Source organism: Agromyces sp. NPDC056523 (assembly GCF_042794545.1).
In the GTDB taxonomy this organism is placed as follows: Bacteria; Actinomycetota; Actinomycetes; order Actinomycetales; family Microbacteriaceae; genus Agromyces.
Genome location: NZ_JBHTTM010000005.1, coordinates 182,932 through 194,806 on the forward strand (window position 1 = coordinate 182,932; position 11,875 = coordinate 194,806).

Genomic DNA, 11,875 nt, shown 5'->3' on the forward strand with positions numbered 1-11,875 from the left:
CGAATGAGGCCGAGAGTGTCCACAGCACAGCCGCAAGAGCCGAGGATGCCGCGCCGCCGTGCGCCGATCGCGATCACGATCGGCATCGTGGGTGCACTCGTCGTCGCCTTCTTCGTGTTCGCCGGCATCTACGCCGACGTGCTCTGGTACCAGCAGCTCGGGTTCGTCGAGGTGCTCGCGACCGAGTGGATCGCCCGCATCGTGCTGTTCGTGATCGGCTTCCTCGCGATGGCGCTGCCGGTGTGGATCTCGATCCAGATCGCGTACCGCACCCGGCCGGTGTACGCGAAGCTCAACTCGCAGCTCGATCGCTACCAGGAGATCTTCGAGCCGCTGCGTCGCCTCGCGATGTACGGCATCCCCATCGTCCTCGGCGTGTTCGCCGGCGTCTCGACGGCGAGCCGCTGGGATTCCGTCCTGGTGTGGCTGAACCGCACGCCGTTCGGTTCCGCTGATGCGCAGTTCGGCCTCGACGTGGGCTTCTACGTCTTCGAGCTGCCGTTCTACCGCTCGATCGTGGGGTTCGCCTCGGCGGTCGTGCTGCTGTCGGGCCTGCTCGTCATCGCGACCAACTACCTCTACGGCGCCATCCGGATCAGCGGCCGGGAGGTCGTGATCTCCAAGGCCGCGCGTATCCAGATCGCGATCACGGCGGGTCTCTACCTGCTGCTGCAGGCCGTGAGCATCTGGCTCGACCAGTACGCCACGGTGACCGAGGCCGGATCGCTCATCACCGGTGCGTCGTACACCGACGTCAACGCGACCATCCCCGGCCGGCAGATCCTGGCGGTCATCGCGGCGGTCGTGGCGGTGCTGTTCCTCATCACCGCCATCCTCGGCCGGTGGCGGCTGCCGCTCATCGGCGCCGTGCTGCTCATCGTGTCGAGCCTGCTCATCGGCTCGCTCTACCCGTGGATCGTGCAGCGCTTCCAGGTCGACCCGAGCGCCCGTGCCCTCGAGTCCGAGTACATCGGGCGGAACATCGACGCGACGCGCGACGCGTTCGGCGTCTCCGACATCGAAGAGGTGCAGTACGAGGCCGAGACCGATGCCGAGCCCGGCGCGCTTCGCGCGGATGCCGAGACCACCGCGAGCATCCGGCTCATGGACCCGGCCGTCATCAGCCCGGCGTTCCGCCAGCTCGAGCAGTTCCGGCAGTACTACCAGTTCCCCGAGACGCTCGACGTCGACCGCTACGAGATCGACGGCACCACCCAGGACACCGTCGTCGCCATCCGCGACCTGAACCTCGAAGGCCTGGGCGACGCCCAGACGTGGTTCAACAGCCACCTCGTCTACACGCACGGCTACGGCCTCGTGGCGGCAGCGGGCAACCAGCGTTCGAGCGACGGCCAGCCGGTGTTCATCCAGTCGGGCATCCCGTCGACGGGCAACCTCCCCGAGTTCGAGCCGCGCGTGTACTTCGGCGAGAACTCGCCCGACTACTCGATCGTCGGCGCACCCGAGGGCGAGCAGGCCATCGAGCTGGACTTCCCCGCCGGTGGTGAGGGCGAACCGCAGCAGACCACGTTCGGTGGCAACGGCGGTCCGCAGCTCGACAACCTCTTCACCAAGCTGGTCTACGCGCTGAAGTTCCAGTCCGAGCAGATCTTCCTCTCCGACCAGGTCAACGACGAGTCGCAGATCCTCTACGACCGCTCGCCCATCGAGCGAGTCCAGAAGGTCGCGCCGTTCCTCACGCTCGACAGTGACACCTACCCGTCGGTCGTCGACGGCCGCGTCGTCTGGATCGTCGACGGCTACACCCTCTCCGACCAGTACCCGTATTCGAACAAGGTGAGCTACAGCGAGGCCATCTCCGACAGCGAGGGCGTGCAGCAGCCGCTCGCGTTCGACGAGGTCAACTACGTCCGCAACTCGGTGAAGGCGACGGTCGACGCGTACGACGGCTCCGTCACCCTCTACGCGTGGGACACCGAGGACCCGATCCTGCAGACGTGGGGGAAGATCTTCCCCGACGCCATCCAGGACATGAGCGAGATGTCCGGCGAGCTCATGAGCCACGTGCGCTACCCGGCCGACCTCTTCAAGATGCAGCGCGCGGTGCTCGGTCGCTACCACGTGACCGAGTCCGACGCGTTCTACTCGCGCGAAGACGCGTGGACGACGCCCAAGGACCCGACCCAGGGCTCGGCGAGCACGCTCCTGCAGCCGCCGTACTACCTGACGATGCAGATGCCGGGCCAGGAGGCGCCGACCTACTCGATCTACTCGACCTTCATCCCCGAGGCGCGTGGCACGCAGAGCCGCAACGTGCTCCGCGGTTATCTCGCCGTCGACTCCAACGCGGGAGCGGAGGACGGTGAGCGGGCTGAGGGCTACGGCAAGCTGAGGTTGCTCTCCCTGCCAGAGGACGACAACGTGCCCGGTCCCGGCCAGGTGCAGAACACGTTCAACTCCGATCCGACCGTGTCGCAGTCGCTGAACCTGTTGAAGCAGGGGCAGTCCGACGTGATCAACGGCAACCTGCTCACGGTGCCCGTCGGCGGCGGCCTCCTGTACGTGCAGCCCGTGTACGTCCGGTCGACCGGTGAGACGAGCTATCCGGTGCTGCAGAAGGTGCTCGTGGCCTTCGGCGACCAGATCGCCTTCCAGGACACCCTCGACGAGGCGCTGAACGTGCTGTTCGGCGGCGACTCGGGTGCGGCCGCTGGCGACGAGGAGGTCGAGCCGACCGAGCCCGGCCAGACGCCCGACGAGGGCGGCGAGCAGCCGGCCACCGACGACACCGAGCTGCAGGCCCTGCTGAATCGGGCCCGCCAGGTGATCGAGGACAAGCAGCAGGCGCTGCAGGACGGCGACTGGGCGGCCTACGGCCAGGCCGACGCCGAACTCGCCGAGATCATCTCCGAGCTCATCGTGCTCGCCGACGAGGGCAGCGCGGAGGCGCCGGCGACCGAGCCGCCCGCCACCGAGGCGCCGTCCGGGAACTGACGGTCGGCCGGCCGTGGACCGCGACCGCGACCTCACGAGCGGCGACTGGCTCGACGCGAACCGGGCGAACTGGGACGAGCGCGTGCCCGTGCACGTCGCGTCGCCGTTCTACGACCGTGGCAACCTGCGCGCGGGCGGCAGCCAGCTCGACCCGATCGCGGCCGCCGGAATCGCGGGGCTGTTCCCCGACGGTCTCGACGGCGTGCGCGTGCTGCACCTGCAGTGCCACTTCGGCTCCGACACGCTCTCGCTCGTGAATGTCGGGGCGACGGCCGTCGGCCTCGACTTCTCCCGGCCGGCGGTCGAAGAGGCCCGGCGGATGGCGGCCGAGCTCCGTGTGGCCGAGCGCGCCCGCTTCATCGAGGCGAACGTGTACGACGCGCGGCACCGACTGCCCGAGCCCGAGTCGTTCGACCTCGTCTTCACGACGTGGGGCACGATCGGCTGGCTCCCGGATGTCGCGGAATGGGCGCGCATCATCGCCTGGTTCCTCAAGCCCGGCGGTCGGCTGTACTTCGCGGACGGGCACCCCGCGGCGTTCGTGTTCGACGGCGACGGCGGACCGGGCGGACTGCCGGTCTTCTCGTACCCGTACACCTCGGCCGACGTGATCGAGTTCGACGACCCGAGCGACTACGCCGACCCCGAGGCGAGGATCGCGAGCTCACGGACGGTGGAATGGATCCACCCGCTCGGCGAGGTGCTCGGCGCGATGCGCGAGGCCGGTCTCACCGTCGAGAGGTTCGCCGAGCACCACGAGGTGCCCTGGCAGATCTTCCCGATCGCCGTGCCGAAGGGCGACGGCATGTACGGTTGGCCCGCCGAGCCGTGGCTGCCGCTGTCGTACGAGGTCGTCGCCGTGCGTGACTCGCCCGGGCGGTGAGCTCGATTCGACCGCCCTCGGAACGCGTGCTAGTGTTATCTCTTGTGCCGCGGGGTGGAGCAGTTCGGTAGCTCGCTGGGCTCATAACCCAGAGGTCGTAGGTTCAAATCCTGCCCCCGCAACCAATCAGAGGCCGGTATCGGAGAAATCCGATACCGGCCTCTTCTTGTCCTTGCATGTGACCGTGATCTGCGTCCGCCGTCGGTCTACCCTCGACTCATGGTGGCAAGACTGACGGCCGATGAGCCCATTTCCGAGTGGCTGCACGCGCTGGCGTCCACCGGCCCCAATCCGGGCGGTGGGGCGGCGGCCGCGCTGATGGCAGGGATGGCGGCCGCGCTGGCCGAGATGGTGGTCGCTCACCGCGCGCCCGACGGATCGCCCGACGGGGAAGTCCGGCGCCGGTCGCTGGAGGCGTTCTCGGCCGCCATTCGCGAGGCCGCCCCGGCGATGGCCGACCGGGACACCGCCGCATCGGCCGGCTTCGCCGCCGCGAACGGACGGACCAGTGCCGAGGCTCGATCGGCCGCGAGGCGCGAGGCGAGCCTCGCCGCCGCGGAGTCGTCCGTGGCGCTTGGGCGGTTCGCGGCAGGCCTCGTCCCGGTGCTGCGGGAACTGGTCGACGACACGAGCACGCTGCTCCTCGCCGACGTCGGCGTCGCCGCCGCCACCCTCGCGGCGAGCACCCGGGCGGCCGCCCTCAACGTGTGCACCGACCTGCTCCTCGCCCAGGACGCCGGAAGCGGCCGATCGGACCTGCTCGACGCGTTCGAGGAGCTCGAGGCCACGACGGTCGACCTCCAGGCCATCGTCGATCGGGTGCGTGCGCGGATCCATCCATCGCGCGCCTGATCACGCGGCCTCGGCGGACGCCGGTCGCCGGGCCAGCACTGGCCCAGGACGGGCACAGGGTTCAGTGCATCGACTCGGTCTCGAGCTGCTGCTCGAGGCGAGCCGCGCTAGCGCGAAGCGAGGCGTCGAGCCGGGATGCGACGGCGCGCATCACGATGCGCTCCCGAGCGGTCTCGGGTGAGCCGATCCGATAGTGGATGATCGTCCCGCCGTCCGGAGTGGGCTCCAGCTCGGTCGTGGTGACGAGTCGGACGGGCCCCAGCGGAGTCGGCATCGTGGATCGAAGCGTCACGTAGTCATATGGGTGCCAGTCGAGCACCTCCTCGACGATCGTCGAGGTTCCGTGCTCGCAGTGGGTGATCGTACCGACCCCCCGACGATTCCCGACGGACTGCGCGTGCAGCGCCGAGAGACCCTCCTGCCATACGAGCCGCCGACCCGGAGCGGTGGCGAACTCCCATGCCACCGACGCCGGCGCCGACGTCGCCAGGTCGATGTGGCTGCGCTCGTCCCGCTCGTCGACCCTCACCCGGATTCGGTCCTCCTCCTCGCGCCACCGTCGCTCGAGGTCGTGCACCCACACGGCCACCGTCCCGAGGTCCTCGTAGCGCTCGTCGGCGCGCAGCATGCCCAGGGCGTCGACGTCGACGTCCATCGCGTCGACGCACTGCTGACTGAACACCGCGTACGCCGCGATCCCGGTCGATGCGACGATTCCGTTTTTCAGCAGGCGGTGCACGAGGATGACGGCGGGTCCGAGGAGCTCGTCATTCCCGGCGACGTGCTGACGAAGGATCGCACCGTGGTGCACGACGAACTTCAGGTTGAGGTCGGGGATGTGCGCGCAGGCGTTGCACGGGCACGAGGTCGCCTGACGGATATCGCGCCGCCGGCGCCGGAAGCGGAAGTAGCACTGCTCGACCGTGTCCAGGAGCAGCGAGCCGTCGATCTGCTCGCCGGGCGCGACCGCGAACACGGCGTCGCCCTCGAGCTTCGCGAGCCGGAAGGACGGTCGCAGCGTGTCGATGATCGCCCCGATCAGGTCGGCCAGGATGTCCTGGGCGTGGTCGAGCTCGACACCCGACAGGTAGCCGGTGTAGCCGGAGATGTCCGCGATCAGCAGGCAGGCCGGTTCCGTCGCCATCGGCATCCCGCGCCTTCCGAGGGTGCACGCGTCCTCCGGGCCGACGTGCCGCCTCTGTCGCGAATGTACTCCGTGCACGCCCCCGCCGCATGGTGTCGGCACGGTCGGTGATCTCGTGTCGGGGCCGCCCTAGGCTGGGTCGCATGCAGACGGATGGCACGGAGCTCGCGGTCGCGGCCGCGCAGTTCGCACCCCGCGACGATGCCGCCGCGAACCTGGCCTCGATCGAGCGTCTCGCCGATCGCGCCGCCGCACGCGGCGCGCGCGTCGTCGTGTTCCCGGAGTACTCGAGCTGGTTCACGCCGACGCCCGGCGAGGAGTGGCTCGCCGCGGCGCAATCCGTCGAGGGGCCGTTCACGCGCGCGTTGCGGGCCATCGCCGACCGGCTCGACCTCCACGTCGTCGCCGGCATGATCGAGCGGCTCGAGGGGGAGCAGCGGGTCGCGAACACGGTCGTCGCGATCGCGCCGGGTGAGGGGATCGTCGCGCGGTACCGCAAGCTGCATCTCTACGACGCCTTCGGCCAGCGCGAGTCGGAGTGGGTGGCCCCGGGCGAGATCGGCGATCCCGAGACCTTCGCGGTCGGCGACATCCGCTTCGGGCTGCAGACCTGCTACGACGTGCGGTTCCCCGAGGTGACGCGTCGCATCGTCGACGCGGGCGCCGACGTGATCTGCATGCCCGCCGAGTGGGTGCGCGGTCCGCTCAAGGAGGCGCACTGGCGCACGCTCACGACGGCGCGCGCGCTTGAGAACACGGCGTACGTCGTCGCGGCCGACCACGCGCCACCCGTCGGCGCGGGCAACAGCATGATCGTCGACCCCATGGGCGTCGAGCTCGCGACGATCGGCGAGCAGGAGGAGGTCGCGGTCGCCTGGCTCTCCACGGAGCGGATCGCGGCGGTGCGGCGGCTCAACCCGGCGCTCGCGCTGCGGCGTTTCGCGGTCACGGAGCGGTCGGTGCCTCCTCGCGAGGGCTGATCGCGGCAAGTCGCGCCGAGGCCTTCTCGAGCACCTCGCGGCGCTTGCAGAACGCGAAGCGGATGAGGCCGCGCACGGAGTCGCGCCGGTCGGGGTGGACGAACGCGGTCACGGGCACGCCCACCACGCCGGCGCGGTGAGGCAGTTCGCGACAGAACGCCGGCCCGTCGGGCTCGCCGAGGGCCGCGGCATCCGCCACCACGAAGTAGCCGGAGGACGGCACCGACGTCGCGAAGCCGGCCGCGTCGAGGCCGGCGACGAGCAGGTCGCGCTTTGCGGCGAGCGACGCGGAGGCCTCGGCGAAGAACCGGTCGGGCAGGTCGAGCCCCGCGGCGATCGCGGGCTGGAACGGCGCGCCGTTGACGAAGGTGAGGTACTGCTTCACCGCGAGCACGGCGGTCACGAGCGCGGCGGGGCCGGTGACCCAGCCGATCTTCCATCCCGTCGTGTTGAACGTCTTGCCGCCCGACGAGATCGACAGCGTGCGGCCCCACCCGCCGGGCAGCGTCGCGATGGGGGTGTGCTCGCCGTCGAAGACGAGGTGCTCGTACACCTCGTCGGTGACGATGAGCGCGTCGTGCCGGTGGGCGAGCTCGACGACCAGCTCGAGCGTGGCACGGTCGAGCACCGCGCCGGTGGGATTGTGCGGCGAGTTGACGAGGATGATCCGGGTGCGATCGGTCACGGCGGCGCGCAGCTCGTCGTGGTCTGGCCGCCAGTCGGGGAAGTGCAACGGTACCGTGCGGTGGATGCCGCCGGCACGCGCGATGAGGGCGCCGTACGCGTCGTACGAGGGCTCGAACGTGACCACCTCGTCGCCGTCATCGACGAATGCGAGGAGCGTGGCCGCGAGCGCCTCGGTCGCGCCGGCCGTCACCAGCACCTCGCGCATCGGATCGACCGAGAGGCCGTACCAGCGGTGCTGGTGCCGGGCGATGGCCTCGCGCAGCACGGTCATCCCCGGCCCCGGCGGGTACTGGTTCATCCCGTTCGCGATGGCCTCGCGCGCGGCTTCGAGCACCTCGCGCGGACCATCCTCATCGGGGAAGCCCTGGCCCAGGTTGATCGCGCCGGTCGACACGGCGAGGGCGGTCATCTCGGCGAACACGGTCGCGGCGACGGTGCCGTCGGCGGCGAGCAGGCCGGCGCCCTCTGCGGTGCGCTGCCAGGGTGCGAGGTGGCGGGAGCGGGCGGGTTCCACGCTCACACCGTACGTCACGGTGGGTTCGTTACGCTTGCGTGGGCGCCCGGGCGGTTCCCGGCACCGGCATAGGTCCGTCATAGAAACCGCCGACGCGCCGCACAGCTTGCAGCGCGATGCTGGCTTCGCTGGAAGGGAGCGACCATGACCGACACCACCACCGGCGGGCACGACCAGGAGTCCGAGGCCCGCGTGGAGACCACCACCCCCGAGCCCGCGGAGCCGCGCACCGAGGCGCCGCAGCCCGCCGCCTCGGCGCCCGCGCAGGCCCCGGAGCCCGCGCCCGCCTCGGCGCCCGTTGCGTCGACGACGCCGGCGCCGTCCGAGGCGCAGAACGAGGCCCCGACCCCCGAGAGCGCGCCCCGGCCGACCGGCACGGTCTACACGCCGGGCCAGGCGCCCCAGCCGTACGTGGCACCGGGCTACAGCCACGAGCCCGCCGCCACGCCGGCTTCGGGTCAGCCGGCGCAGGCGGCTCAGACCGCGCCGACCGCTCCGGTCGCCGGCGCCCCGGCGCCCGCATCCCCCGTCGCCCCGGCGGCATCGGGCGGCTCGGGCACCATCCCGCCGGCGTTCGGCGGCCCCGCCGCGTCATCCGCCACCCCCGCACCGGCCAAGCCGCGTCGCGTGGGCCTCGGCGTCGCCGCGGCCATCGTGGCGGCGGCCCTCATCGGCGGCGCCTCGGGCGCCGGCGTCACGGCCCTGGTCGTCGGCGGAGACGACGCCACGACCACGCAGACTTCGGCGGGCGCCGAGCGCATCGTCGTGAACGACACTGAGTCGGTCAACCAGGTCAGCGCGGTCGCCGCGTCGGCGAGCCCCAGCGTCGTGACCATCGAGGTCGCGGGCGCCCAGGGCGAGGGTCAGGGCACCGGCTCGGGCATCATCCTGTCCGAGGACGGCTACGTGCTCACGAACACGCACGTCGTCACGCTCGACGGCGCCACGGGCGACCCCACCATCCAGGTGAAGACCGACGACGGCCGGCTGTACGAGGCCGAGCTGATCGGCACCGATCCGCTCAGCGACCTCGCCGTGATCAAGCTCGTCGACGCGTCCGACCTCACGCCCATCGAGTTCGCCGACTCCGACGAGCTCAACGTGGGCGACACGGCCATCGCGATCGGCGCGCCGCTCGGCCTGGCGGGTACCGTGACCGACGGCATCATCAGCGCGCTGAACCGCAGCATCGACGTCGAGTCCTCGGCCGCGCCCACGACGCCCGACGATGGCCAGGACGAGGGCGACGAGTCCCAGCAGAGCCCGTTCGACTTCTGGAACTTCGACGGCCAGGAGGGCAGCGGCCAGCAGTCGCAGAGCGGCGGCCTCATCTCCATCCCGGTGATCCAGACGGATGCCGCGATCAACCCGGGCAACTCGGGCGGCGCGCTGCTCGACTCCGACGGCAAGCTCATCGGCGTGAACGTCGCGATCCTCTCGACCGGCGACTCGGGCCAGGCCGGCAACATCGGCGTCGGCTTCGCGGTGCCCTCGAACCTCGCGGAGCGCGTGGCCAACGAGATCATCGAGAACGGGGCGGCGACGCACGGCCTGCTCGGCGCGACGGTCACCTCGGCGCAGGAGAGCGGCGAGAGCGACACGGTCGGCGCACTGATCTCCGAGGTGTCGCCTGGCGGCGCGGCCGAGTCTGCGGGCCTGCAGTCCGGCGACGTCGTGACGGCCCTGAACGGCGTCCCGATCAGCGACCAGACCGACCTGACGGCGCAGGTCCGTGCGCTCGCCGGCGGCGCGGACGCCGAGGTCACGTACACGCGGGACGGCGAGTCGCAGACGGTGACCGTCACGCTCGGCACCTTCGAGGGCTGAGCCGCTCGGTCGCCTCAGCTCCCACCGGACGGGACCGGACCCTGCGGGGTCCGGTCCCGTCCGCGTACCCGGCCGCGACGGCCGTGCGACGCGGCGGCGCGGGCGGGGGCGCACGGGAGCCCGGCTGCTAGGCTCGATCGACCCAGTGCACGAGTGAGGACCATGCCCGAGCAGCACCATCCGGCGGACCTGTCGCCGCCGATCGGCGTCTCCTATGTCATGCCCGTGCTGAACGATGCGTCGCACGTGCGTGCGGCGGTCGGTTCCATCCTCGAGCAGCAGTACGACGGCCCGGTCGAGGTGCTCATCGCGCTCGGCCCGTCGATCGACGGCACGGCCGAGCTCGTGGCCGACCTGGCGGCGCGCGATTCCCGCGTCCGCGTGCTCGACAACGAGGTCGGGTCGACGCCGGCGGGACTGAACCTCGGCATCCGCGCGGCATCCCACCCGGTGGTGGTCCGCGTCGACTCGCACTCGATGCTGCCGCCCGACTACGCGCAGATCGCGGTGGAGACCCTCGTCCGCACGGGTGCCGACAACGTCGGCGGCATCATGGACGCGCGCGGCGAGACGCCCTTCGAGCGCGCGGTGGCGCTGGCCTACACGACCCGTGTCGGGCTCGGCGGCTCGGCGTTCCACGTCGGCGGAGAAGAGGGACCCGCCGACACGGTCTACCTCGGCGTGTTCCGCCGCAGCGCACTCGAGCGCGTGGGCCTGTTCGACGAGAGCATCAAGCGCGGCCAGGACTGGGAGCTCAACCGCCGCCTGCGCGACACCGGCGGCGTCGTGTGGTTCACGCCGAAGCTCGCGGTGACCTACCGACCCCGCTCGAGCGTCGAGCGCCTCGCGCGCCAGATGTTCTCCACGGGGCTGTGGCGCGGCGAGCTCGCGCGCCGCTTCCCCGCCGACAACGGCATCCGCTACTTCGTCCCGCCGGCGATGGTCGTCGGCGTCGCGCTCGGCCTCCTGCTCGGCATCGGCGGACTCGTGCAACTCGCCGTCGGTGCGGTGCCGTGGATGCTCGCCGGCTTCGCCGTCCCGCTCGTCTACGTGCTCTTCGTCGTGTTCGCCACCCTCGTGTACGCTCGCGGTCGTGGTGCGGCCACGATGGCGTGGTTCCTCGCGGTGCTGCCCTGCATCCACGTGGCCTGGGGCACGGGCTTCGTGCTCGGCTACCTCTCGCTCACGAGCAACATCGCGAGTCACACGGGAAGGTGAGCATGACCCAGACCGAGCCCGAACGCGGCAGGCCGTCGACGATCGCCGAGCTGCGCGCGGTCACGCAGCCGCCCGAGGTGCGCGGCCGACGCAACGCCGAGCACTGGACCGCGTCGCTGTACCTGCGGAACCTGTCGCCGTACCTCACGTGGGTGCTGTTGCGCACCCGCATCTCGGCGAACGGCGTGACCGGACTCATGATCCTCGTCGGCTGGTCGACGGCCGCCGCGCTGCTCATCCCGGGCATCTGGGGGGCACTGCTCGCGGTGGTGCTCGGCCAGCTCCAGATGCTCGTCGACTGCTGCGACGGCGAGGTCGCGCGGTGGCGGCGCACGTCGAGCCCGGCCGGCGTCTTCCTCGACAAGGTGGGGCACTACTCGACCGAGGCGCTCATCCCGCTCGCCCTCGGCATCCGCGCCGCGGCCTACCCGCTGGAGTTCCCCGAGGACTTCCTGTGGACCACGATCGGCGCGATGCTCGCGCTCGTCATCGTGCTGAACAAGGCGCTGAACGACATGGTGCACGTCGCCCGGGCGAACGCCGGCCTGCCGAAGCTCGCCGACACGCACGGCGAGACCGCCCCGCGCGGCGGCCTCATCGCGAAGCTCCGCCGGGCGGCCCGCTTCGTGCCGTTCCACCGGCTGTACCACTCGGTCGAGCTGACCCTCATCGCCTTCGCCGCGGCCGTCGTCGGCCTCTTCGCGGGCCAGCCCCTCGTCGACCGCTTCGTCGTGACCGCGCTGCTGCCGCTCGCGGTGCTCGCGCTCCTCGGTCACTTCGTCGCGATCATGGCATCCCGCCGTGTCCGCGCCTGA

9 protein-coding genes and 1 tRNA gene are annotated in these 11,875 nt (G+C 71.1%); 8 read left to right on the top strand and 2 right to left on the bottom strand.

The features are described from left to right. Nucleotides 1-45: 45 nt before the first annotated feature. The 4 genes from ACFQ58_RS16220 (at nt 46) to ACFQ58_RS16235 (ending at nt 4,690) form a co-directional block, all read left to right on the top strand. A complete protein-coding gene (locus ACFQ58_RS16220; protein WP_376952199.1) occupies nt 46-2,955 on the top strand; it encodes a UPF0182 family protein in 2,910 nt (969 codons plus the stop codon). 13 nt (nt 2,956-2,968) lie between these two features. Continuing rightward, nucleotides 2,969-3,838: a class I SAM-dependent methyltransferase gene (locus ACFQ58_RS16225; RefSeq protein WP_376952200.1), complete on the top strand. Its 870-nt coding sequence runs from the start codon at nt 2,969-2,971 to the stop codon at nt 3,836-3,838. A gap of 48 nt (nt 3,839-3,886) precedes the next feature. After that, nucleotides 3,887-3,963, top strand: a tRNA-Met gene (locus ACFQ58_RS16230). A gap of 94 nt (nt 3,964-4,057) precedes the next feature. After that, the gene (locus ACFQ58_RS16235; RefSeq protein ID WP_376952201.1) at nt 4,058-4,690 is read left to right on the top strand and encodes a cyclodeaminase/cyclohydrolase family protein; all 633 of its coding nucleotides are present in this window, start codon (nt 4,058-4,060) and stop codon (nt 4,688-4,690) included. A gap of 61 nt (nt 4,691-4,751) precedes the next feature. On the opposite strand, the gene ACFQ58_RS16240 is transcribed toward ACFQ58_RS16235, so the two are convergent. After that, nucleotides 4,752-5,834, bottom strand: coding sequence for a DUF2652 domain-containing protein (locus tag ACFQ58_RS16240; protein ID WP_376952202.1), 1,083 nt, complete (start codon nt 5,832-5,834; stop codon nt 4,752-4,754). 143 nt (nt 5,835-5,977) lie between these two features. Between ACFQ58_RS16240 and ACFQ58_RS16245 the strand changes: the two genes are divergently transcribed. Next, complete coding sequence (locus tag ACFQ58_RS16245; RefSeq protein ID WP_376952203.1) at nt 5,978-6,814, top strand: carbon-nitrogen hydrolase family protein; 837 nt, start codon at nt 5,978-5,980, stop codon at nt 6,812-6,814. Here the strand turns inward: ACFQ58_RS16245 and ACFQ58_RS16250 are convergent. Beyond that, nucleotides 6,780-8,015: an aminotransferase class I/II-fold pyridoxal phosphate-dependent enzyme gene (locus ACFQ58_RS16250; protein WP_376952204.1), complete on the bottom strand. Its 1,236-nt coding sequence runs from the start codon at nt 8,013-8,015 to the stop codon at nt 6,780-6,782. The two genes, ACFQ58_RS16245 and ACFQ58_RS16250, sit on opposite strands and share 35 nt — an antisense overlap. Nucleotides 8,016-8,159: 144 nt before the next feature. Here ACFQ58_RS16250 and ACFQ58_RS16255 point away from each other — a divergent pair, with 144 nt between their 5' ends. The 3 genes from ACFQ58_RS16255 (at nt 8,160) to ACFQ58_RS16265 (ending at nt 11,875) form a co-directional block, all read left to right on the top strand. After that, nucleotides 8,160-9,842, top strand: coding sequence for a trypsin-like peptidase domain-containing protein (locus ACFQ58_RS16255; RefSeq protein WP_376952205.1), 1,683 nt, complete (start codon nt 8,160-8,162; stop codon nt 9,840-9,842). Between the two features lie 162 nt (nt 9,843-10,004). After that, complete coding sequence (locus tag ACFQ58_RS16260; protein WP_376952206.1) at nt 10,005-11,060, top strand: glycosyltransferase family 2 protein; 1,056 nt, start codon at nt 10,005-10,007, stop codon at nt 11,058-11,060. 2 nt (nt 11,061-11,062) lie between these two features. After that, nucleotides 11,063-11,875: a CDP-alcohol phosphatidyltransferase family protein gene (locus ACFQ58_RS16265; RefSeq protein ID WP_376952207.1), complete on the top strand. Its 813-nt coding sequence runs from the start codon at nt 11,063-11,065 to the stop codon at nt 11,873-11,875.